Source organism: Micromonospora sp. NPDC050276 (assembly GCF_044459545.1).
Taxonomy (GTDB): domain Bacteria; phylum Actinomycetota; class Actinomycetes; order Mycobacteriales; family Micromonosporaceae; genus Micromonospora.
The window spans coordinates 159991-181768 of record NZ_JBITJA010000008.1 but is presented as its reverse complement, the minus strand read 5'-3'; the positions used below and the strand labels follow the sequence as shown (position 1 = coordinate 181768).

At 71.7% G+C, this 21778-nt stretch carries 22 protein-coding genes; 9 read left to right on the top strand and 13 right to left on the bottom strand.

What is annotated here, in order from left to right; all coding sequences use genetic code 11:
• Positions 1–11: 11 nt before the first annotated feature.
• The 3 genes from ACIBF8_RS19490 to ACIBF8_RS19480 form a co-directional block, all read right to left on the bottom strand.
• Positions 12–1193, bottom strand: a complete 1182-nt coding sequence (locus ACIBF8_RS19490) for a ThuA domain-containing protein (protein WP_396784579.1) — start codon at positions 1191–1193, stop codon at positions 12–14.
• A gap of 286 nt (positions 1194–1479) precedes the next feature.
• Positions 1480–2193, bottom strand: coding sequence for an alpha/beta fold hydrolase (locus ACIBF8_RS19485; RefSeq protein WP_396784577.1), 714 nt, complete (start codon positions 2191–2193; stop codon positions 1480–1482).
• A 233-nt stretch (positions 2194–2426) separates the two neighbouring features.
• On the bottom strand, positions 2427–3170 hold the full coding sequence (locus ACIBF8_RS19480) for an SAM-dependent methyltransferase (RefSeq protein WP_396784576.1): 744 nt from the start codon (positions 3168–3170) through the stop codon (positions 2427–2429).
• Positions 3171–3232: 62 nt separating this feature from the next.
• Here ACIBF8_RS19480 and mug point away from each other — a divergent pair, with 62 nt between their 5' ends.
• Complete coding sequence (gene mug / locus ACIBF8_RS19475) at positions 3233–3802, top strand: G/U mismatch-specific DNA glycosylase (protein ID WP_396784898.1); 570 nt, start codon at positions 3233–3235, stop codon at positions 3800–3802.
• Here mug and ACIBF8_RS19470 read toward each other — a convergent pair.
• The 4 genes from ACIBF8_RS19470 to ACIBF8_RS19455 are packed head-to-tail and all read right to left on the bottom strand — an operon-like array spanning position 3799 to position 6359.
• Positions 3799–4302, bottom strand: coding sequence for an SRPBCC family protein (locus tag ACIBF8_RS19470; protein WP_396784574.1), 504 nt, complete (start codon positions 4300–4302; stop codon positions 3799–3801). The two genes, mug and ACIBF8_RS19470, sit on opposite strands and share 4 nt — an antisense overlap.
• Positions 4299–4661 carry a metalloregulator ArsR/SmtB family transcription factor gene (locus ACIBF8_RS19465; RefSeq protein ID WP_396784573.1) on the bottom strand — a complete coding sequence of 121 codons (363 nt, stop codon included), beginning with the start codon at positions 4659–4661 and terminating at the stop codon, positions 4299–4301. The genes ACIBF8_RS19470 and ACIBF8_RS19465 overlap by 4 nt, the downstream gene beginning before the upstream one ends.
• A 21-nt stretch (positions 4662–4682) precedes the next feature.
• Entirely contained in the window at positions 4683–5963 is a 1281-nt protein-coding gene (locus ACIBF8_RS19460) for an RNA polymerase sigma factor (RefSeq protein ID WP_396784571.1), read from the bottom strand.
• Positions 5964–5966: 3 nt separating this feature from the next.
• Positions 5967–6359, bottom strand: a complete 393-nt coding sequence (locus ACIBF8_RS19455; protein ID WP_396784896.1) for a YciI family protein — start codon at positions 6357–6359, stop codon at positions 5967–5969.
• Positions 6360–6561: 202 nt separating this feature from the next.
• On the opposite strand from ACIBF8_RS19455, the gene ACIBF8_RS19450 reads away from it, so the two are divergent.
• Complete coding sequence (locus tag ACIBF8_RS19450) at positions 6562–6768, top strand: hypothetical protein (protein WP_396784569.1); 207 nt, start codon at positions 6562–6564, stop codon at positions 6766–6768.
• Between the two features lie 6 nt (positions 6769–6774).
• Here the strand turns inward: ACIBF8_RS19450 and ACIBF8_RS19445 are convergent, their stop codons facing one another.
• The gene (locus tag ACIBF8_RS19445) at positions 6775–7140 is read right to left on the bottom strand and encodes a hypothetical protein (protein ID WP_396784568.1); all 366 of its coding nucleotides are present in this window, start codon (positions 7138–7140) and stop codon (positions 6775–6777) included.
• Positions 7141–7331: 191 nt separating this feature from the next.
• Here ACIBF8_RS19445 and ACIBF8_RS19440 point away from each other — a divergent pair, with 191 nt between their 5' ends.
• A complete protein-coding gene (locus ACIBF8_RS19440) occupies positions 7332–8102 on the top strand; it encodes a neutral zinc metallopeptidase (protein ID WP_396784567.1) in 771 nt (256 codons plus the stop codon).
• A gap of 121 nt (positions 8103–8223) precedes the next feature.
• Positions 8224–8880, top strand: coding sequence for an HAD family hydrolase (locus tag ACIBF8_RS19435; protein ID WP_396784894.1), 657 nt, complete (start codon positions 8224–8226; stop codon positions 8878–8880).
• 93 nt (positions 8881–8973) lie between these two features.
• Here the strand turns inward: ACIBF8_RS19435 and ACIBF8_RS19430 are convergent, their stop codons facing one another.
• The 4 genes from ACIBF8_RS19430 to ACIBF8_RS19415 form a co-directional block, all read right to left on the bottom strand.
• Positions 8974–11529, bottom strand: a complete 2556-nt coding sequence (locus ACIBF8_RS19430; protein WP_396784565.1) for an ABC transporter permease — start codon at positions 11527–11529, stop codon at positions 8974–8976.
• A complete protein-coding gene (locus ACIBF8_RS19425; RefSeq protein WP_396784564.1) occupies positions 11529–12296 on the bottom strand; it encodes an ABC transporter ATP-binding protein in 768 nt (255 codons plus the stop codon). The genes ACIBF8_RS19430 and ACIBF8_RS19425 overlap by 1 nt, the downstream gene beginning before the upstream one ends.
• 354 nt (positions 12297–12650) lie before the next feature.
• Positions 12651–13337 carry a response regulator gene (locus tag ACIBF8_RS19420; RefSeq protein WP_396784563.1) on the bottom strand — a complete coding sequence of 229 codons (687 nt, stop codon included), beginning with the start codon at positions 13335–13337 and terminating at the stop codon, positions 12651–12653.
• A gap of 207 nt (positions 13338–13544) precedes the next feature.
• The gene (locus ACIBF8_RS19415) at positions 13545–14459 is read right to left on the bottom strand and encodes a RecB family exonuclease (RefSeq protein ID WP_396784561.1); all 915 of its coding nucleotides are present in this window, start codon (positions 14457–14459) and stop codon (positions 13545–13547) included.
• Between the two features lie 140 nt (positions 14460–14599).
• On the opposite strand from ACIBF8_RS19415, the gene ACIBF8_RS19410 reads away from it, so the two are divergent.
• From ACIBF8_RS19410 to ACIBF8_RS19400, 3 genes are read left to right on the top strand one after another with little or no spacing between them, the layout of a single operon-like run.
• Positions 14600–15691, top strand: a complete 1092-nt coding sequence (locus ACIBF8_RS19410) for a site-2 protease family protein (RefSeq protein ID WP_396784892.1) — start codon at positions 14600–14602, stop codon at positions 15689–15691.
• A complete protein-coding gene (locus ACIBF8_RS19405) occupies positions 15688–16689 on the top strand; it encodes a tRNA (adenine-N1)-methyltransferase (RefSeq protein WP_396784559.1) in 1002 nt (333 codons plus the stop codon). Before ACIBF8_RS19410 ends, ACIBF8_RS19405 begins: the two co-directional genes overlap by 4 nt.
• Positions 16690–16735: 46 nt before the next feature.
• On the top strand, positions 16736–17305 hold the full coding sequence (locus ACIBF8_RS19400; RefSeq protein ID WP_396784558.1) for a hypothetical protein: 570 nt from the start codon (positions 16736–16738) through the stop codon (positions 17303–17305).
• A gap of 49 nt (positions 17306–17354) precedes the next feature.
• On the opposite strand, the gene ACIBF8_RS19395 is transcribed toward ACIBF8_RS19400, so the two are convergent.
• Positions 17355–17648 carry a ferredoxin gene (locus tag ACIBF8_RS19395; RefSeq protein WP_396784557.1) on the bottom strand — a complete coding sequence of 98 codons (294 nt, stop codon included), beginning with the start codon at positions 17646–17648 and terminating at the stop codon, positions 17355–17357.
• Positions 17649–17826: 178 nt separating this feature from the next.
• On the opposite strand from ACIBF8_RS19395, the gene arc reads away from it, so the two are divergent.
• Together arc and ACIBF8_RS19385 are read left to right on the top strand one after the other, a co-directional pair.
• Entirely contained in the window at positions 17827–19611 is a 1785-nt protein-coding gene (arc, locus tag ACIBF8_RS19390; RefSeq protein WP_396784555.1) for a proteasome ATPase, read from the top strand.
• Between the two features lie 220 nt (positions 19612–19831).
• A complete protein-coding gene (locus tag ACIBF8_RS19385) occupies positions 19832–21763 on the top strand; it encodes a hypothetical protein (RefSeq protein ID WP_396784554.1) in 1932 nt (643 codons plus the stop codon).
• The last annotated feature ends 15 nt before the right edge of the window (positions 21764–21778 follow it).

Below are 21778 nucleotides of genomic sequence, written 5' to 3'. Positions count from 1 at the left end.
CGGGGGACAGGTCAGTTGGTGGTGACCAGGTCGAACTTCTCCCACTGGCCGATCGAGGTCCGGTTGGCGATCAGCGGGGACGCGCCGGCGTTGTCGGCGGCGACGTAGCGGTTGTTCACCGTGGCCCGCAGGCTCACCGTGCCGTCGGAGTTGCGGACCAACTGGAACGTCTCCCAGGCGCCGGCGCTGGCCCGGTTGGCGATCAGCGCGGCAGCGCCGGCGTTCTCGGCCGCGACGTACTGGCCGTTGCTCTTGGCGCGCAGCGCCACGTTGCCGTTGGCGAGGCTGACCAGGTCGAACCGCTCACTGGTGCCGACGGAGGTCTTGTTGGCAATCAGCGCGGTGGTCGAGTTGGGCGCGCTCACGTACTGGTTGTTGGCGCGGGCCCGCAGGGTGGAGCCGCTGGTCGGCGGGGTGGTCGTGCGCGGCGAGCAGTCGGCCGTCACGGAGCCCGCGGCGACCTGGAGGCCGCCGAGCAGCATCCGGGTGAAGTTCGGGTCGGTGTACGACGCCTCGGTGTGGCCGAGGCCCGTGTACCAGGCCCGCCCGCCGCCGTACGCCTTGCACCAGGTGATCGGGTGGTCGCCGCTCATGTTGCCGCCGCTGTAGGACGACTCGTCGAGGTTGGCCAGGACTCGTGCGCCCGACCGGGGGTTGGTGCGGTAGTTGTACCACTCGTCGGAGCGGACCCAGGTGGTGCCGAGGTGCGCGGTCGACGGGTTCGTCTGGTCCTCGATCCGCACGGTCGCGGTCTGGATCGCCGGGTGCGAGTCGAACCACGCCCCGACGAGCCCGCCGTACCACGGCCAGCTGTACTCGGTGTCGGCGGCGGCGTGCACGCCGACGTAGCCGCCACCAGCGGCGATGTACGACTCGAACGCGGTCTGCTGGCTGGAGTTGAGCACGTCGCCGGTGGTCGACAGGAAGACCACCGCCTGGTACTGGGCCAGGTTGGAGGTGGTGAACTGGGCGGCGTCCTCGGTCGCGGTCACGGTGAAACCGTTGGCGGATCCGAGCTGCTGGATCGCCGCGATGCCGTTGGGGATGGACGAGTGGCGGAAGCCGGCGGTCTTGCTGAAGACCAGGACCTTGGTCAGCGGCGCCGCCGACGCGGGGGTCGGCAGGGCGACCAGGCTGGTCAGTAACACGGACAGACCGGTGATGGCGGCCAACAAGCGGGAACGGGAACGCATGCTCGTGCTCCTTAGCTGAGCGACGACCTCAGGGCGTGCACGCGGGCAGGCCAGGGGCCAGGGCGGCGGTGGTGCGGGAGCCGGGCCGCCGATGCTCGGCTGAGGTGCTGCGGGGTGGTGGGGGTGGTGGGGGATGGTGCGGCGGACCAGCCGACGAACTCAACCAACCACTGTGGACGGTTAAAATTCATCGACTGGTATCGTTGACGCAGTAAACCTCCGATGTCTGCGCCTCGTCAAGCCCACCGCCGCGGCGGTGGGACGACGCGCAGCGTGCTTCGGTCCGCTAGGCGGGACCGCGAGTGCCCCTGGTCGCCATGAGGATGAGGTCGGCGATCGTCTCCGGGTGCGTGACCATGGCGAGATGTGACGATTCGACCTCGATGGTGGTCGCGTTCATCCGATCGGCCAGAAACCGCTCCAGCTCCGGTGCGGTCGTGCGGTCCTGCGTGGAGATCGAGTAATAGCAGGGTCGGTCCCGCCAGGCGGCCGTCGTCGTGCGGCCCTGGAAGAGGTCCTTGGCGATCGGGCCCTGCACCGCGTACAGGGCGCGGGCCCGGGTCTCCTCGACACCACCGGCGAAGTCGCTCAGAAAGGCGCTCTCGCTGAGCTGCGCGTACCCGTCCTGGTGCACGAGGCCGGCGTTGGCCGGCGGCGTGGGGTACTTCGCCGCCAGCGCGCTGTAGTCCTCGCCGGCGTCGGGCGCGCGGGCCGCGACGTACACCAGGGCGGTGACCCTCGGGTGGTTGCCGGCCTCGCTGATGATCGTGCCGGCCCAGGAGTGGCCCACCAGCACCGTCGGCCCGTCCTGGCGGTCGAGGGCGCGGTTGGTGGCGGCGACGTCGTCGGCCAGGGAGGTCAGCGGGTTCTGCACCGCCGTCACGGTCAGCCCGGCCCGCTGCAGCAGCGGGATGACGTCGGACCAGGAGGAGCCGTCGGCGTACGCGCCGTGGACCAGGACGACGTTGCGGGCCGGCGTGGCCGACGACGTGTCGCTCATCTGAATCCTCCATGCCCGCCCGACGCCCTGCCGTCGCTCGACAGCTCTCGCCTGCCACTCTTCCCCACACCGGCCAGGCAGGCGGGCCAAACGCCGAGGCTTCAGCCCCTCAACGCACCGGTTCCGATGCGAGGGCGCGCCAGTTCAGGCGGTCCCGGTAGCGGTGTCGCAGGGCGAGACGAGGTCCGGCGCTCACCACGCGCGGGGTAGGCGGCGGCGGCAAGGGCGGACCGTCAGCGGCCCAGGACGAGGTAGGCGAGGCCGAGGACACCCCGGTAACCACCGACGTACTGGCGCAACCGGTCGTCGAGCTCCGCGCGGACGCCGGCCGCACGGGGATCCTCCGGGTACGCCAGCAGCCACTCCTGCCGGCCGGCGAGCCAGGTGGATTCGAAGTCGTCCCATTCCCGCTGATCGGCGGTGCTCAGGTGCAGCAACCGCCAGCCGCGCTCGCGGGCGGCCTCGATCAGCCCGGGGAGAGTCGCCACCTCCGGGCCGAAGACCTCGGCGATCTCCGCCGTGGGGGACCGTTCCCAGTACCCGTCGCCGAACAGCAGCCGTCCGCCGGGCCGGACCACGGCGGCGAGGGCGTCGAGGGCGGCCGCGGTGCCGCCGAAGGCGTGTGCCGAGCCGATGCAGAGCACCCGGTCGGCGGGTTCCTGCCAGGCCGCCGCTTCCCCCTTCACGAAGGCGACGTGCCGGTTCATCGACCGATCCGCAGCCAACCGTCGCCCTCGGGCGAGCGCGGCGTCCTCGGTGTCGACACCGACACCCCTGGTCGCGACGGGGCCGGACACACCACCGGCGGCAACCGCCCGCAGCAGCAGCTCACCCCAACCACAGCCGAGGTCGAGCACGCGCGCTCCGGGGCGTACGTCCAGCCGTTGCAGCAGCAGCGCGGCGTGTTCCGGCGACAGCGGAGTGTTCCAGCGCATCCGGGCGTAGCGGGCGGCGGCGAGGTGGTCGGTTGACTGCATCCGTTGAGGGTGTCAAGCCGTGCGCCGGTGTCGGCACCCGGGCGTACGGCAGGATCGGTGTGGTGGACGCGGAGCGTGCGGGACGGTCGCGACGGCCGACCCCGCAGCAGGTGGCGGCGGCGGCCGGCCGAGGGCTGGTGGACGTGATCGGCCCCGGGCTGCGCGTGCTGTTCTGCGGTTTTAACCCGGGTCTGTACTCCGCCGCGGTGGGGGAGCCGTTCGCCCGCAAGGGCAGCCGGTTCTGGCCGGCCCTGCACGGGGCTGGTTTCACCGACCGCCAACTGCACTCGTCAGAACGCGACGAGCTGCTGCGGCAGGGCCTGGGCATCACCAGTCTCAGCAACCGGGCCACCGCCCGCGCCGCCGAGCTGACCTCCGAGGAGCTGGTCGCCGGAGTCACCGGGTTGGCGGTGAAGGCCGAACGCTACCGCCCGCGCTGGGTGGCGATTCTCGGGGTGACCGCGTACCGGATCGCCTTCGCCCAGCCGAAGGCCGGGCTGGGTCCACGGCCGGATCGACTGGGCCCGGCCAAGGTCTGGGTGTTGCCGAACCCCAGTGGCCTGAACGCGCACTTTCCCCTGCCGGCGTTGACCGTCGAGTTCGCCAAGCTGCGGCGGCAGCTCGACCCCTAGCCGGCCGCGGCGACCAGCCCCTGGTAGTAGGGCTGCATCGCGGGGTGGTACTCATCGAACTCCGGGCGGGGCGAGCCATCCCGGGAGGCGACCAGCAGGTCCAGGTAGTACTCCCAACCGGCACCCACCTCGGCGATGCCCTCCACGCTGCTCAGGTGCTGCACGAAGCGCAGCTCGGTGGTGCCGTCGGTCTCGGTCAGCGACAGCTCCAGCAACCAGCTGCCATAGCTGTCGACCATCGACACGGCGAGACGCTGCGGCGGTTCGCACGCGTCGATGCGCACCTCACACCAGGGCTGCTGCTCCTCGTACGCCATCTGGACCCGGATGGTCCGTCCGGGCCCGGCGTCGCCCTCCCACGGGCCAAACCAGCGGGCGGTGCGCTCCGACTCGGTCAGGCTGGCCCAGACGTCCGCCACCGGGGCGCGGAAGGTCCGGGTGAGGACGAGATCGTGGCCGGTGTCGGTGCGAAACAGGCGTCCGGCGGGTGTACGGGTCATGCCGTGTTCTCCCTTCGGTGTGCTGCCGGGCCGCGGCTGCGGCGCTCTCGGCGGGTGCGATAGACCTCGGTCTCCAGCGCGTCGAGGTGCCGCGCCCACCGGTCCGTGCCGGCGAGCCCGGTGAGCCAGTCGATCAGCGGCGCGAGTGGGGCCGCGTCCAGGCGGTAGATCCGCCGTCGTCCGACCAGCTCGTCGCGGACCAGCCCGCTGTCGCGGAGCACTCGCAGGTGGCGGCTGACGGCGGGCCGGCTGATCGTGAACCGCTGGGCGATGTCGCCGGCGGAGAGGGGCTCCTCTCGCAGCATGGTCAGGATGTGCCGGCGCACCGGGTCCGCGATCGCGACGGCCACCTCATCCACTTTAGAAGCGTAACCTATGGGTTACGGGTCTGCCGGCATCGCGGCGTCGATGGTGGGCGGCGGGTCGCCCGCCAGCCGCTCCGCGCGGGCGTTCAGGTAGCGCTGCTGCGCCAGGTTCGTCGAGCGTGCCGCCGCCATCCGGTACGCCTCCCGTGCCGCGACCCGCTCACCCACCCGCTCCCACAGGTGGGCGCGGGCGGCCGGCAGTCGAGGGTCGTCGGCGAGACGCGGATCGTCGGCCAAGTCGGCGAGCAGCGTCAACCCAGCCGACGCGCCCCGGCTCATCGCCACCGCCACCGCGTGGTTCAGCGCCACCACCGGGTTGTCGGACATCCCCAGGAGCACCTCGTACAGCGCGGTGATCTGCGCCCAGTCGGTGGCCGCCGCGCTGGGCGCCTCGTCGTGCACGGCCGCGATGGCCGCCTGCACCTGGTACTGCCCGACGACCCCGCGCGGTAGCGCCCCGGTGATCAGCTCGACCCCCTCGGCGATCTGGTCGGCCCGCCACCGGCTGCGGTCCTGCTCCGCCATCGGCACCAGCTCACCGTGCGGGCCGATCCGCGCCGGAGCCCGGGCGTCGGTGAGCAGCATCAAGGCGAGCAGCCCGGTGACCTCGGGGTCCTCGGGTACCAACCGGTGCACCAGGCGGGTCAGCCGGATCGCCTCGGCGGTCAGGTCGGCGCGCAGCAACCCGGGCCCGGCCGTGCGCGCGTACCCCTCCGTGAAGATCAGGTAGAGCACGTGCAGCACGGCGGCGAGCCGGTCGGCGCGCTCCGGACCGGTGGGCGGCGCGAACCGCAGGCCGCTGTCGCGGATCCGCTGCTTGCCCCGGCTGATCCGCCGGGTCATCGTCGCCTCCGGCACCAGGAACGCGCGCGCCACCTCGGCGGTGCTCAACCCACCGACCGCGCGCAGGGTGAGCGCGATCTGCGACGCCGCCGACAGCGCCGGGTGACAGCACAGGAACAGCAGGATCAACGTGTCGTCGGCGTCCGCCGGTGGACGGTCGGCGGCGGGCGCGCGCCACTGCTCCGGCAGCATCCACCGCGCCACCGTGTCCTCCCGCCGCATCCGGGCCTGCTCACGACGCAGCAGGTCGGTCAGCCGGCGGGACGCCACGGTGATCAACCACCCGCGCGGATTCTCCGGTACGCCGTCGCGCGGCCAACCGGTCGCCGCGGCGATCAGCGCCTCCTGCACCGCGTCCTCGGCCGTGTCGAAGTGCCCGTAGCGGCGGACCAGCGCGCCGAGGACCTGCGGTGCCAGCTCGCGCAGCAGGTCCTCGACGGGAGTCTGGGGCACCGGTCAGCCGGCCAGGTCCTCGACGCCGTCGAGCACCGGCCGCACGTCCACGTAGGCACCAGCGGCGTCCGGGTCGACCAGACCGGCGGCGATCTCGGTGGCCCGGTCGAAGCTGGCGCACTCCACGATGGTGTAACCCGCGAGGACCTCCTGCGTCTCCGGGTACGGGCCGTCGGTGACCACGGGTGCCCCCTCGCGCACCTGCACCCGACGGGCGTGCACCGGCTCGCTCAGGCCCCGCGCGTCGACCAGCTCGCCGGACTCGGCCAGCGCCTGGTGGAAGGTCTCCATGTGCTGGTGCATCGCCGCGATCTGCTCGGCCGACATCGCCGGCCGGTCGGTGGCCCGCCCGGTCAGCACGTCGTAGTCCTGCTGCGACCCGTAGAGCAAGATCATGTACTTCACGGTGGCCCTCCTGTCTCCGGTGCCGCCCCGGCACCGCTCACCAGAAACGTCGAACCCAACCCCGCTCCCCGGACACCCCCACCCCACTCGATCTGTTGATCAAGAGGTTTGCGGCACGACACGCCGGGCGCGATGACGCCAATCTCTTGATCGACGGGCGGAGGTGGTGGCGGGTGGGGTTTAGGTTGGCGGGATGACGGTGGCGTGGGTGGTGGTCGGGGTTCTTGTGGTGGTGGCGGGTGTGGCCGGGGGAGTCGTCGTTCGTCGCGGGCGGGAAGCGGGCGGCGGGTTCGACCGTGAGGCTGGGCGGAAGGCTCGGGATCGGCAGCAGGGGTACGAGGCCGAGCGGCACGGCGGTCAGGGTGACACCTGGCAGCGCGGTCGTGAGTCCGGCGGTTGAGTGAGCCTATTGGCCGTACGAGAGGCGGAGCCGGTTGTTGATCAGGTAGTTGAGGCGGTGGCGTAGGTGGCCGAGGGTGCTCTCGCTCGGCAACTCCCCGTCGGTGGTGAGCGTCCAACGCAGCGTGCAGTCCCCGCCGGGCAGCCCGGGTGTCAGGTCGAAACGGATTCGGTCCAGCGGTCGGTGCGGCCACAGCGACGACCACACCAGCAGCAGCGGTGCGTAGCCCGCCACCACCCGGGGTGGCACCTCGTCGTCGCGCAACTCCAGCCACGGTCGGCCGCCGGCCTCGTACGGGTCGCGCAGTGACCGCCACAGCACGTGCGCCGGCGCCGGCTGACGTCGACGGCGGCTCCCCAACTCGTACACCACTGCCTCTCCCCCCTGCTCCTACCCCCACCCGAGCCGTTGATCATGAAGTTAGCGTCACGACACGCCGGGACGAGTGACGCTAACTTCATGATCAACGAGGTGTCGAGCCCGCGCGGTGCGTGAACCGTCGGGGCACGCCGCACGTGAAACCGGTGAGGCGTGGCGGTCGTATCGTCGGGGTACAGCGCAGCGTGAACACCGATGTCTGGGGAGGCACAGTGGGGGCACGGTTCGGACGCGACGCGCGGGGCCCGATCGCGGGCCTGCTGATCGCCGCGCTGGTGTCGCTCGCCTGCGCCGGTGGTGGGCTGGCCGAGCCGGAGGCCGAGCGCCCCGGGGCAGACCCGTCGGCCGCCTCGCCGGGGCCGAGCACCACCCGGGCCGACAGCACCACCAGCGTCGCCGAGTTCGAGCAGGACGTCGCCGACGCGCAGGCGGTCGCCGAGCGGTACTGGGCCGCCCAGTTCAAAAAGTCCGGGCAGCGGTTCCAACCGATCCGGCGGATCACCCCGTACCAGCGGGCCGGCGAGGTGTCCTGTGGCGGCCAGCCGTTGCCCCGCAACAACGCCGTCTACTGCTCGCAGGGCGACTTCATCGCCTACGACGTCGCCTGGTCGGTGGCGGCGTTCCGGCAGGTCGGCGACGCGTTCGTGTTTTACCTGCTCGGGCACGAGTACGCGCACGCCATCCAGGTGCGGCTCGGCATCAACTACCGCTTCACCATCCAGCAGGAGTTGCAGGCCGACTGCATGGCCGGGGCGTTCCTCGGCGACTCGGTGCGCTCCCGCGCCCTCACCCTCGCCGAGGGCGACCTGGACGAGTTCCGGGAGGGGGTGGCGGCGGTCGGCGACGACCCGGACCAGCCGTGGTTCGCGGAGGGGGCGCACGGCACCGCCGAACAGCGCACCGACATGTTCTTCCGGGGCTACGAGGGTTCCCTGAAGGAGTGCGACCTGGGCTGAACGGGGTTGCCCGGATCACCCTGGCGCCCGTTGGCGCCACTGGCCACGGGCGCTGCTGGCAGGATCGCCGGTGTCGGTCACGACCCTGGAGGTTCCGCTGAGCAGCCATCACCCCGCCGCTGTGCTCTTCGACATGGACGGCACGTTGGTCGACAGCGAGAAGCTGTGGGACGTCGCGTTGCAGGAACTCGCCCGGGAGTACGGCGGGGAGCTCTCCGCCCACGCCCGCCAGTCGATCATCGGCACCGCCATGGCCGAGTCGATGCGCATCCTGCACGACGACCTGGGACAGCCGGAACGGGATCCGGAGATCAGCGCGGCGTGGATCAACGCCCGGATCCTGCAGCTGTTCCGTACCGGGCTGCGCTGGCGGCCCGGGGCGTTCGACCTGTTGCGCGCGGTCCGCACGGCGGGGATCCCCACCGCACTGGTCACCTCCAGCCCCCGGGCGCTGGTGGAGATCGCCCTGGACACCCTCGGCCGGGACAACTTCGACACGGTGGTCGCCGGCGACGAGGTGGTGGCGGCCAAGCCGCACCCCGAGCCGTACCTGACCGCCGCCCGGCTGCTGGGTGTACCGATCGAGCGGTGCGTGGCGATCGAGGACTCACCCACCGGGGTGGCCAGCGCGCTCGCCTCGGGCGCGGCGGTGCTGGCCGTACCGGCCGAGGTGGCGTTGCCGCGCACTGTCGGCGTACACCAGGTGGAGAGCCTGACCGGCGTGGACCTGGACCTGCTCGCGGCGCTGCTGGCCGACCGGGCCGCGGCGACCGGCTGACGCGGCCGGCGCCGGTGAGCGGCGCTCGGCGAAGGCCGAACGGCCGAGGCCCCCGGTCGCGCGGATGGCGACCGGGGGCCTCGCTGTTGCCGATCAGTCGTGGGCGATGGCACCCAGGACGTTGATCCGGGCCGCCCGCACGGCCGGGAGCACCGCGGCCACCACGCCGATGATGGCGGCGAGACCGAGGAAGACCCCCATCTGACCCCAGGGCAGGATCAGGTCGGTGATGCCCTCGTCCTTGAGCGCCTCGACCACCGCGGCGCCGAGGCCGGTGCCCACCGCCACGCCGAGCAGCGCGCCGAACACCGAGATCACCACCGCCTCCACGGTGATCATCCCCATGGTCTGCGACCGGCGCAGGCCGATCGCCCGCAGCAGACCCAACTCCCGGGTCCGCTCCAGCACCGACAGGGCCAGGGTGTTGATGATGCCGAGAACGGCGATCACGATGGCCAGTGCGAGCAGGATCTGGATCATCGTGAGCAGCCCGTCGAGTGAGCTGGTCTGCTGCTTGATGAACGCGTCCCGGTCGGCCACCGACACCTCGGGGCTGTCCGCGAGCAACGCCTCCACCTGCGGCTGAACGTCGGACACCCGGGTGCCCGGGGCCAGCTGGATGAAGCCCTGGATGGGCTGCGGGATGGCGAAGTCCTTCGCCGCCGCCGGCGGCAGGGTCACCGGGTTGGTCAGCTGCGACGACTCGTAGATGCCGCTGATCGTGTAGGTGCGGGCCTCGCCCCGGGTCAGCTGCACGCTCACCGTCGAGCCCACCGACCAGCCACGCGAGGCGGCAGTGTCCGAGCTGGCCAGCATCTGGGTCGGCCCGATCCGGTCGATGTCACCGGCGGTGGGCTTCGCCCCGAAGATCTGCCGCAGCGACGCCGGGTCGCTGCTCGCCGCGACCCAGGTGCTCTCGCCGTCGATCCGGCCCATGTCGCCGTACTCGCCGTCGACCATCTGCACACCGGGCAGGGCCTTAACCCGGTCCAGCACCCCCGGGTCGAAGGTCGGCGGACGCGGGCCGCCCTGCTGCCCGGCGATCACCAGCTCGGCCTTGATGGTGTCCTGGGCGAGCGCGCTGATGCTGCCCTTGGCCGAGTCGAGGATCACCGTGACGCCGGTGACCAGCGCGATGCCGACCATCAGCGCGGCGGCGGTGATCGCGGTGCGGCGCGGGTTGCGCCCGGAGTTGAGCCGGCCCAGCTTGCCCGGCACCGACCAGGAGAAGATCGCGCCGAGCAGGCTCACCACCGGCCGGCTGATCAGCGGGGTCAGCAGCGCCACCCCGATGAAGGCGAACAGCACCCCGCCGAGGATGGTGGACAGCGTCTGACCGCCGGCGTTGCCGCTGAGCCCGAGGAACAGCAGCACCGCGCCGATGCCGGTGACCAGCGACCCGGCCACGGTGACCTTGGTCAACGGCCGGTCCGGGGTGGCCACGTCCTGCATCGCCGCGATCGGCGGGATCCGGGACGCCCGCAGCGCCGGCAGCAGCGCCGCCACCACGGTGATCAGCAGACCGACGGCGAACGAACCGATCACCGCCGCCGCCGGCACGCCGATCCCGGCCAGGGTGAGCCCACCGGCGAGCTTGCCGAACAGGAACGCCAGCAGCGCGCCCACCCCGATGCCGGCGGCCAGGCCGAGCACCGACGCGATCAACCCGACCGCGATGGCCTCCAGCACCACCGAACCGATGATCTGCCGGCCGCTGGCCCCGATGGCGCGCATCAGCGCCAACTCCCGGGTCCGCTGCGCCACGATGATCGAGAAGGTGTTGAGGATCAGGAACGTGCCCACCAGCAGCGCCACCGCGGCGAAGCCCAGCAGGATCTTGTTGAAGAAGGACAGGCCCTCCTTCAGGCTGGCCGAGGCGTCCGCGGCCACCTGCTCGCCGGTCTTCACCTCGAAGTCCGCGCCCAGGGTGCGGGCCACGTCGTCGCGCAGCTTCTCGTCGGAGACCCCGTCGGCGGCCTGGACGGTGATGCTGCTGAACACGTCCGGCTCGCCCAGCATCAACCGCTGCGCCACCGGCGTGGTGAAGAAGACCTCGTTGACCCCGCCGATCGAGTCCCGGTCACCGCTGTAACCGAACACGCCGACCAGCGTGAAGTCGCGCTTCTTCGACTCGAACGCGGTGAGCACGCCGACCTTCTGGCCAACCTTGACCTTCGCGGCCGTGGCCAACGCCTTGTTGATGACGATCTCGTCCTCGGCCTGCGGCGCGCGCCCCTCGCGCAGCTGCAGCAGCTCGCTCTCGCCGGTCCAGTTCTCGCCCAACTGCGGCGGGCCGAACGAGGTGACCACCTTGCCGTTGCTGCCGATCACCCGGGCGCCATCGGCGTTGACGACACCGGTCGCCGACGCCGCCCCCGGCACCTGCTTGACCCGGTCCACCACGGCGGCCGGCAACGGGGCGACGGTCTGCTCGCCCTCCATCTCGTTGACCTCGACCTTCGGCTTCGCCGCGACGTTCACGTCGATCTCGGAGAAGCCGTCGGCGAAGACCGAGTCGAACGAGCGACCCAGCGTGTCGGTGAGGACGAACGCGCCGGAGACGAACATCACCCCGAGCACCACCGCCAGACCGGACAGGATCAGCCGAACCTTGCGGGCCAGCAGACTCTTCAGTGTCGCGCGGAACATCAGTTGCCCACCTCGGCCGGGGTGTCCAGCTTCTTCATGGTGTCCAGCACGGTCTCGGCGGTCGGCTCGATCAGCTCCGAGACGATCTCGCCGTCGGCGAGGAAGACCACCCGGTCGGCGTACGCGGCGGCCGTCGGGTCGTGGGTGACCATCACGATGGTCTGGCCGTGCTCCCGCACCGAGTTGCGCAGGAAGTTGAGCACCTCCGCGCCGGAGCGCGAATCCAGGTTGCCGGTCGGCTCGTCCGCGAAGATCACCTCGGGCCGGGAGACCAGGGCCCGCGCGCACGCCACCCGCTGCTGCTGCCCACCGGAGAGCTGCGACGGCCGGTGGTCCAGCCGGTCCTTCAGACCCACCGTCTCGATCACCGTGTCGTACCAGGCCGGGTCGGGCTTGCGCCCGGCGATCGACAGCGGCAGCAGGATGTTCTCCTTGGCGGTCAACGTCGGCAGCAGGTTGAACTGCTGGAAGATGAAGCCCACCTTGTCGCGCCGCAGCTTCGTCAGCCCCGCATCGCCCAGCCCGGTGACCGTCGTCTCACCGATCGACACCGTCCCCCGCGTCACCGAGTCCAGGCCGGCCAGGCAGTGCATCAGCGTCGACTTACCGGAACCCGACGGGCCCATGATCGCGGTGAAGCGGCCACGTTCGAACTCGGCGCTGACCCCCCGCAGCGCGATGACCTGAGCCTCGCCGCTGCCGTACACCTTCCACACGTCGTTCGCCCGGGCCGCGGCCTGCGCCTGCTGGCCTACCGTCGCGGTCACGTCATCTACCTCTTCCGTCTGTCCGAAATTGCACGCCGCCCCCCGATGGTCCGGCGCGACTGTTCCATCATCGGTGCTGTGTACGCCCGCCCCGTCCGACCCTGGGGGGACCCCGCGCGGATTTCTCGCTGCGGGTGCACCCCCATGTCGAATCAGGGTTGCCCCTGAGTCGACGGCGGTCGACCGTTTTTCCCCTCAGCGGCGGGCGGCAGCACCGACACTTCCACCTGACGCCACAGGAGGGTCAACCGAACCGGGCCGTCTCCGGTCACGGTAGGTGACGACGGCAACGGCAGCCGTCCCCCCACGGAGGGATCTTCGAGTACGCCGGGTGAGGTACCCGGGCCGGTTCGGCTACGCCCGGGGGCGGACCAGCCCCGACTCGTACGCCAGCACCACCGCCTGCACCCGGTCGCGTAGCCGCAGCTTGGTCAGCACGTGCCCGACGTGGGTCTTGATGGTGGTCTCGCTCACCGACAGCACCGTCGCGATCTCGGCGTTGGACAGCCCCCGGGCCACCTGCACCAACACCTCGCGCTCCCGGTCGGTGAGCGCGTTGAGCGCCGCCGACGGTGTGGCCGCCGGGTCCGGCAGCAGCTCGGCGAAGCGGTCCAGCAGCCGCCGCAGGATCCGAGGTGTCACCACCGCGTCCCCGGCGGCGACCGTGCGGATCGCCGCGATCAGGTCCTCGGCCGGCACGTCCTTGGCCAGGAACCCGCTGGCGCCGGCCCGCAACGCGCCCACCACGTATTCGTCCAGGTCGAAGGTGGTCAGCACCAGCACCCGCACAGGCAGTCGGGCGTCGACGATAGCCCGGGTCGCCGCCACCCCGTCCATCCGGGGCATCCGGATGTCCATCAGGACGACGTCGGGCAGCAGTCGACGGGACAGCTCGACGGCCTCCACGCCGTCGCCGGCCTCCGCCACCACGTCCAGGTCGCTCTCGGCGCCCAACACCATCCGGAACCCGGTCCGCAGCAGCTGTTGGTCGTCGGCGAGCAGGACCCGCACCGGCCGCGCCGAAGCCACCCGATCGGTCATCTCATCTCCCGTCCCCGACGTCGTGCCGCGCACCCGGTCATCCTCGCGTACGCAAGCCGGAGCGTCGCGGATCACCGTAGAGGCCCGCCCGTCGCCCTGTCCCGACCGCGGCGGCACCGCTGCGGTCGGGTCTACGGAGTCGGTGGGTGGCAGCCGACCCGGCGGCCTGGATCGCCGCGCCGGGCGCGAGCGTCGCTCAGCGGGCCGTCACTCGTCGGCGCCGGGCGTCACCGGGGCGGCCCGGGAGTCGCGTAGCGGGTCGGCGCTCGCCGCCGCGACCGGGAACGGCGGAGGGGTGCCGCCGAAGCTCGGACACAGCGCCTGGTGGCTGCACCAGTCGCAGAGCCGACTCGGTCGGGGCCGGAAATCCTGCCGGGCGGTGGCCTGCTCGATGGCCCGCCACAACGCCACCACGGTGCGCTCGAAACGGACCAGCTCGTCGGCGTCCGGCGTGTAGTCCAACACCTCGGCGTCGCGCAGGTAGAGCAACCGCAGCACCCGCGGCACCACCCCCCGGGTGCGCCACAGCACCAGTGCGTAGAACTTCAGCTGAAACAGCGCCCGCGCCTCGAACGCCTCCCGTGGAGCGCCGCCGGTCTTGTAGTCGACCACCCGCAGCGCGCCGTCCGGGGCGACGTCGAGCCGGTCGAGGTAGCCCCGGATCAGCAGCTCCTCGTCGACCACCGCGGAGATCAGGCTCTCGCGCTCGGCCGGCTCCAGCCGGGTCGGGTCCTCCACCGCGAAGTAGCCCTCCAGCAGCCCGGCGGCCGAGCGGAGGAACTCCACCGGGCCGGCCGGCTCCGCGTCGTCGAAGATCCCCGCCAGCTCCGGCTGCTCGGTGACCAGCCGGTCCCACTGGGGCGCCACCAGGTCGCCGGCCGCCTCCGGTGTGCGGCCGGTCGCCGGCAGGTCGAACAGGCGCTCCAGCACCGCGTGCACCAGCGTGCCCCGGGCCTGCTCGATGGTGGTGCGCTCGGGCAGCCGGTCGATGCTGCGGAACCGGTAGAGCAGCGGGCAGGTCTTGAAATCCGCCGCCCGGGACGGGGACAGCGAGGCCCGCACCGTCGGCGGCGTCTGCGCCGCGGGGGAGGGATGGGAGGTGGTGACCGGTTCCGCCGTCATGTCGGCAAAGGTTAGGGCACCGGTGTGACACCGACCGCCGCCCGCCCCACCCAGCGACGGTCCGTAGCATCGTGGCGATGGAGCAGACAACCCGGCCGCCGCGCCGACCAGACCGACGCCTCGGCCTGAACGTCGGACGGGTGTTCGGGGTGCCGCTGCACCTCAACGGCTCCATGGTCCTGCTCGCGGTGCTCATCGCGGTGCTGTACGGCGAGTTCGCCCGCCGACAGCTGGACCTGCCGCAGGTCAGCGGCTACCTGATCGGGTTCGGATTCGTCGTGTCACTGCTCGGCTCGGTGCTGCTGCACGAGCTGGGCCACGCCCTCACCGCCCGCCGGTACGGCATCGGTGTGCGCGGGATCACGCTGGAGCTGCTCGGCGGCTACACGGAGATGGACCGGGACGCCCCGTCACCCCGCGTCGACCTGCTGGTCTCGCTGGCCGGCCCGGCGGTCTCCGCGGTGCTCGGCGTGCTCGCGGTCGCCGCCACGCTCGCCCTGCCCGAGCGGACCGTGGCCCACCAGCTCGCCTTCCAACTCGCGGTCAGCAACGTCATCGTGGCGGTGTTCAACAGCCTGCCCGGGCTGCCGCTCGACGGCGGCCGGGCGCTGCGCGCCGCGGTGTGGGGGTTGACCCGCGACCGGCACCTCGGCACCGAGGTCGCCGGCTGGGCCGGCCGCGTCGTCGCCGTCGGCACCGCCGCGCTGGTCCTACTGCTCACCCTCGGGCGGTACCTGGCGCCGCTGGCGCTGCCGCTGATGCTGCTGGTCGCCGTCACCCTCTGGCGGGGCGCCGGACAGTCGATCCGGGCCGCCCGGGTCAGCCGCCGGTTCCCGTTGATCGACCTCTCCCGGCTGGCCCGTCCGGCCTGGCCGGTGCCGACCGGTACGCCCCTGGCCGAAGCCCAGCGCCGCCGCGCCGAGGGCGGGCAGCCCGGCGCCGCGCTGCTGGTCACCGACTCCACCGGTCGACCGGTGGCACTGGTCGACCCGGCCGCCGCCGACGCGGTGCCGATCGAGCGCCGACCGTGGCTGGCGGTGGACGCCGTCGCCCGGTCGCTGGGCACACTTCCCACGTTGCCGGTCGGGTGGGACGGCGAGCGGGTGATGGAGGCCGTACAGACCCACCCGGGCGCGCAGTACGTGGTGACGTCAGGCGAAGATGTCGTCGGCATTCTGCACATCGGGGACCTGGCACAGCTCCTCGAACCCAACCGGAAGATGACACCGTGACCGCAACTCCCTCCACCGTCGCCGCCGACCCCGCCAACCCGGCGCTGACACCCGTGCACCGGGGGCCGTTCCGGCCCGGCGACCGGGTCCAGCTGACCGACCCCAAGGGGCGGATGCACACCGTGACGCTGGAGCCCGGCAAGGAGTTCCACACCCACCGCGGCATCCTGGCGCACGACGCGCTGATCGGGCTCCCCGACGGCAGCGTGGTGACCACCGCCGGTGGTGGCACTGCGTTCCTGGCCCTGCGGCCACTCCTGTCGGACTATGTGCTGTCCATGCCGCGCGGCGCCCAGGTGATCTACCCGAAGGACTCGGCGCAGATCGTCGCGATGGGCGACATCTTCCCCGGTGCGAAGGTGCTGGAGGCCGGCGCCGGCTCCGGCGCACTGAGCTGCTCCCTGCTGCGCGCGGTCGGCACCGAGGGCGAGCTGCACTCGTTCGAGCTGCGCGACGACTTCGCCCAGATCGCCAAGCGCAACGTCGAGGCGTTCTTCAACGGGCCGCACCCCTCGTGGAACCTGCACGTCGGTGACGTCGCCCAGTGCCAGGAGACCGGCTTCGACCGGATCATCCTGGACATGCTGACCCCCTGGGAGACCCTGGACATGGTCGAGCGGGCGCTGGTGCCCGGTGGCGTGTTCATCGGCTACGTCGCCACCACACCGCAGCTCTCCGAGCTGGTGGAGGCGCTGCGCGAGCGCGGCGGCTGGACCGAGCCGCGGGCCTGGGAGTCCCTGGTGCGCGACTGGCACGCCGAGGGCCTCGCCGTCCGTCCGGACCACCGGATGATCGCGCACACCGCGTTCCTGGTGTCCGCGCGCAAGCTGGCCCCGGGGGTCACCGCGCCGCCGCGCCGGCGCAAGCCCAGCAAGGGCACCGAGGCGTACGCGCAGCGCCGCCAGGACCTGCGCGAGGCGGAGGCGGCCCGGCAGGCCGCTGCCGCCCAGGCCGCAGGTGCGCAACCCGACGGTGCGGGGGAGATGGACAGGCCGTGACCATCGAGCTGGGCGTCGGCACCGCCGAGCAGGGGGAGGCGCTGGCATGAGCCGACCGGGCTACGGCGGAGACCTCCCTGCGGTCTTTCCCGACTGGTCGCCCTACCAGGACCTGGAGTCGGCGGCGCGGGCCTACCTGCGCGACCCGGACGTCGCCCTGGAGGCGCTCGGCGGCGTGTTGCGCGGCGCGTCGGTGCTCGGCTTCACCCTGGAACGCTTCGTCAACGAGGTCAACGGGGTGTGGCAGGAGGTGGTCGTCTGCGACGGCAGCCGGCTCATCCTCTGGCACGGCGAGGACGTACCGCCGGAGGAGGGCCCGCCCGGGTCGATGACCTCGTCGCTGCGGGTGGTGCCGGTCTCCACCGTGACCGAGGTGGGCTGCCGGCGACGGCTCAACCGTTCGGAGAGCGGCGAGATCCGGGTCGACAGCATCGACGTGTACCTGCTGCTCACCTCGTTGGACGAGGCCCCGCCGAGCGAGGAGATGGTCGGCACGCCCCGGCACGACGCGCTGCGGTTCGGCAAGACCCTCGACGACGGCGGAGCCGGGCAGATCGCCCGGTTGGAGGAGTTCGCCCGGCTGGTCGCCTCGGTGGTCGGCCGTCCGATGCTCTGAGGCGTACCCCCGCTGGGACCCGGCCGGGCCGCACGGCCCGGCCGGCCGGTCAGTCTTCCTCGGCCTCCGGGCCGGCGACCTCGACGCCGTCGCCGCGCACCACGTGGATGCACTCGCCCGGGCACTCCTTCGCGGAGTCGATCACCTCGAGGCGCAGGTGCGCGGGGACCTCGACCCGGCTGCCCGGCGCCATCAGCAGCTCACCGTCGACGCCCTTGACGTAGGCCAGGCCGTCGATGTCGAACTCGAACACCTCCGGCGCGTACTGCACGCAGAGCCCGTCGCCGGTGCAGAGATCCTGGTCCACCCAGACCTGCAACTCGTCGGTCGCGACCTCGGCCATCGGTGCACCCCCCATGTTCTCCCGTCCCACGCTCCGACGGTACCCGAACGCCAGTAACGGCCCATCAGGCCACCCTTGGCGATCAAGGTTCGGTGACGAGGGTGTTGCGTGGGACCGAATCGGCCTCATAGCGGCTAGTGTTAGGGCAGAACGTTCAAGCCCCCCGGGGAGGTGGGACGTGGCAGCACGTAGCGACGACGCGGACTCGCGCGCCGCACGGTGGGAGAAGGAAGCCCACGATCTCTCCACGCAGGTCGCGTTCCTGCAAGAGGAACTCGCCCTGGTGCGGCGCAAGTTGACCGAAAGCCCCCGACACGTCCGGCAGCTCGAAGAGCGGCTGGCGGCCACCCAGGCACAGTTGGCGCGGCTGACCGAGAACAACGACCGGCTGGTGAGCACCCTCAAGGAAGCTCGCACGCAGATCGTGACGCTCAAGGAGGAGATCGACCGCCTCGCGCAACCGCCGAGTGGGTACGGCGTCTTCCTCGCCAAGCACGACGATGGCACGGTGGACGTCTTCACCGGCGGCCGCAAACTGCGGGTCGCGGTCTCGCCCTCGCTCGACGTGGGTGACCTGCGGCGCGGCCAGGAGGTCCTGCTCAACGACGCGCTCAACATCGTCGACGCGTTCGGCTACGAGCGGGTCGGTGAGGTCGTGATGCTCAAGGAGATCCTGGAGGGGCCGAACGGCGGTCCGGGTGACCGGGCGCTGGTGGTCTCCCACTCCGACGAGGAACGCATCGTGCACCTCGCCGAGACGCTCATCGGCTCGGCGATCCGGGCCGGCGACTCGCTCATGATCGAGCCCCGCTCGGCGTACGCGTACGAGCGGATCCCGAAGAGCGAGGTCGAGGAGCTGGTCCTGGAGGAGGTGCCCGACGTCGACTACGGCGACATCGGTGGCCTCCAGTCGCAGATCGAGCAGATCCGCGACGCGGTGGAGTTGCCGTTCCTGCACGCGGACCTGTTCCGTGAGCACCAGCTCCGCCCGCCGAAGGGCATCCTGCTCTACGGTCCGCCCGGCTGCGGCAAGACGCTGATCGCCAAGGCGGTGGCCAACTCGCTGGCCAAGAAGATCGCCGAACGCCAGGGCAAGGAGAAGCACACCAGCTTCTTCCTCAACATCAAGGGCCCCGAGCTGCTCAACAAGTACGTCGGTGAGACCGAGCGGCACATCCGGCTGATCTTCCAGCGCGCCCGGGAGAAGGCCGGCGAGGGCACGCCGGTGATCGTGTTCTTCGACGAGATGGACTCGATCTTCCGGACCCGCGGCTCCGGTGTCTCCTCCGACGTGGAAAACACCATCGTCCCGCAGCTGCTCAGCGAGATCGACGGCGTGGAGGGGCTGGAGAACGTCATCGTCATCGGCGCCTCCAACCGGGAAGACATGATCGACCCGGCGATCCTGCGCCCCGGTCGCCTCGACGTGAAGATCAAGATCGAGCGACCGGACGCCGAGGCGGCCAAGGACATCTTCTCGAAGTACATCCTCTCCGGGCTGCCCCTGCACCCGGACGACCTGGCCGAGCACAGCAGCGACCCCCAGGCCACCGTCGCGGCGATGATCGATGCCGTGGTGCTGCGGATGTACTCGGAAACCGAGGAGAACCGGTTCCTCGAGGTCACCTACGCCAACGGTGACAAGGAAGTCCTCTACTTCAAGGACTTCAACTCCGGCGCGATGATCCAGAACATCGTCGACCGGAGCAAGAAGATGGCCATCAAGGAGTTCCTCACCTCGGGCCGCAAGGGGCTGCGCCTGCAGCACCTGCTCGACGCCTGCGTCGACGAGTTCCGGGAGAACGAAGACCTCCCCAACACCACCAACCCCGACGACTGGGCGCGCATCTCGGGCAAGAAGGGCGAGCGGATCGTCTACATCCGCACGCTCGTCTCCGGTGGCAAGGGCGCCGAGGCCGGCCGGTCCATCGAGACCGCCAGCAACACCGGCCAGTACCTCTGACCGTCCAGCGGCGGCACCGGATCTCCTCCGGTGCCGCCGCTGTGCGTGCCCCCGCACCCGGCCGCCGCACCGGCGGCACCTGACCTCCGGCCGTTCCGGCTAGACTGCGGCGACTTCGCTGATCTACCGAACGAGGACTCCCGTGCGTGCCGACGCCACCGTGCAAACGCCAGCAGTGCCAGGCAGCACCGAAGCTCACGATCCGGTAGCCGCCCCGACCGTGGCCCGGCGCCCCCCGATCGGCTTGCTGCTGGGCGTCCTGCTGGCCTGCTGGCTCGTGCCCCTCGCCGCGAACGCCGTACACGCCGCGTGGCTGCTGCCCCCGGTGGTCCTGCTCGGCACCGCCAGCCTGCTGCGCTCCGGCCGGAGCCTGCTCGACCGGCTGGTGCTCGCCCTGGCCCTGCTCGCCGGCCTCACCTGCGCCGTCGGGCTCCTCTTCACCATCTGGCCCTGGGGCCTGCACCCGGTGCCGGTCAGCGGCCTGGCGCTCACCGTCCTGACCGTGGCCGCCGCACTGTCCCGGCGCGCGCCCCGGCTGCCCCGCCCCGCCTGGTCCGACCTGGTCTCCCTCGCCGCCGCGGCCCTCGCCGCCAGCTACCTCGCCACCCCCTACCTGCGGGCCAGCAGCTTCGGCCAACGGCTCGGCCTCGTCATGGTCGGCGAGGACAACGGCCGCCACCCGGCCCTGGTCGACGTGATCGGCCGCCTCGGCGGATACCTCTTCCTCGACCCCGACACCGCCCGCGAGAACATCTTCTCCGGCCTCGTCCACTACCCGCAGGGCTGGCACCTCACCACCGCCCTGCTCGACGGTTTCCTGCGCAGCGCCGGCGACCCACCCACCGGGGCGCGGCTCATGGACCACTACGTGCTCTGGTGCCTGGCCACCTTCGGGCTGCTGCTGCTCGCGCTGATCTGGGCCGCCCAACACGTCGCCGGTCCCCTGCACCCACTGCGCCGTCTCGTCCTCACCATTGGCGTCACCGCGCTCGTCCTCGGCACCGAGCTACCCCGGCTGCTCGTCGCCGGCTACCCCAGCGAGACGTTCGGGCTCTGCCTCGCCGCGATCCTCATCGCCCTCATCGCCCGCCCCCTGCACCGGCTCCGCGAACAACTCATCCTCGTCGGGGCACTGCTGATCGGCATCGGCTTCAGCTACTACCTCTTCCTCTTCCCGACCGGCGCGATGGTGCTCTGCTGGCTCATCGCCGACCGGCGCCGGCTGCGCACCCGCCCCGGCACCGTCGCCATCGTCGCGGTCCTCACCGCCGTACTGGCCCCGCTGACCGCACTGCTGGGCATCCTCGTCGCCGGCCAGAGCGAAGCGCTCGCGGCACCCGGCGGCACACCACCGGTCGAGACCTACAACACCCTCCTCGGGCTCGGCGCAGTCGTCGTGGCCGCCGTCCTGGTCCGGACCAACCTCAGCGAAACCACCTGGCGGCGTTACCTCGTCGTCCTCGCCGCCGCCGCGCTCTTCTCCGCCAGCATGGCCGCCGTGAACCTCGCCAACGGCACCCAACCCGCCTACTACTTCGGCAAGACCGCCCACCTGGTCATCATCGTGCTCATGATCGGCACCGCCGCGCTCGCCCGACTGCTCCCCGTGCCGCCCGCCCCGAGCACCGAGACCGACCCGCGCCGCCGCCCCATCACCGGCGCGCTCCCCGCCGTCGCCACCGCCGCCCTCGTGACGCTCGCGATCCTCGCCGGCACCGGCCTGGTCGGGTGGACCGGCGGCTTCTTCCACCGCAACGGCGGCAACGGCACCTGGGCGAAGGACTGGGCCGACCGCGACGTACGAACCATCTCCCGGCCCGCGTCCGTCACCAACACCGCCTACCGCAACTACCCGGCGATCCCCGGCACCGTCACCCTGGTCGTCGACAAGCAGGGCCTGCACGGCTACCGGGAGTCGATCTTCCTGTCCGCGATGCAGGGCACCAGCGGCCAGACCGAACGCGGCATCTACTTCCAGATCTACGACGAGCCCGCCCGCACCGCCGAGATCCTGCGTCGGGTTCCCCGCCCGCTGCGCCTCATCGTGGCCGACCCGGCCGCCCAGCAGGCCATCGACGGGGCGCTCGCCGCGAACCCGGCCCTGCGCGACGGCCTGACCGTGGTGCCGCTCAAACCCACCACGCCCCGCTAGCCACGCCGCGCCGAC

Coding starts and splice junctions, on each gene's coding strand:
- ACIBF8_RS19490 (WP_396784579.1), bottom strand. CDS start 1,193: ATGCGTTCCCGTTCCCGCTTGTTGGCCGCCATCACCGGTCTGTCCGTG.
- ACIBF8_RS19485 (WP_396784577.1), bottom strand. CDS start 2,193: ATGAGCGACACGTCGTCGGCCACGCCGGCCCGCAACGTCGTCCTGGTC.
- ACIBF8_RS19480 (WP_396784576.1), bottom strand. CDS start 3,170: ATGCAGTCAACCGACCACCTCGCCGCCGCCCGCTACGCCCGGATGCGC.
- ACIBF8_RS19470 (WP_396784574.1), bottom strand. CDS start 4,302: ATGACCCGTACACCCGCCGGACGCCTGTTTCGCACCGACACCGGCCAC.
- ACIBF8_RS19455 (WP_396784896.1), bottom strand. CDS start 6,359: ATGATCTTGCTCTACGGGTCGCAGCAGGACTACGACGTGCTGACCGGG.
- ACIBF8_RS19450 (WP_396784569.1), top strand. CDS start 6,562: ATGACGGTGGCGTGGGTGGTGGTCGGGGTTCTTGTGGTGGTGGCGGGT.
- ACIBF8_RS19430 (WP_396784565.1), bottom strand. CDS start 11,529: ATGTTCCGCGCGACACTGAAGAGTCTGCTGGCCCGCAAGGTTCGGCTG.
- ACIBF8_RS19420 (WP_396784563.1), bottom strand. CDS start 13,337: ATGACCGATCGGGTGGCTTCGGCGCGGCCGGTGCGGGTCCTGCTCGCC.
- ACIBF8_RS19415 (WP_396784561.1), bottom strand. CDS start 14,459: ATGACGGCGGAACCGGTCACCACCTCCCATCCCTCCCCCGCGGCGCAG.
- ACIBF8_RS19400 (WP_396784558.1), top strand. CDS start 16,736: ATGAGCCGACCGGGCTACGGCGGAGACCTCCCTGCGGTCTTTCCCGAC.
- ACIBF8_RS19395 (WP_396784557.1), bottom strand. CDS start 17,648: ATGGCCGAGGTCGCGACCGACGAGTTGCAGGTCTGGGTGGACCAGGAT.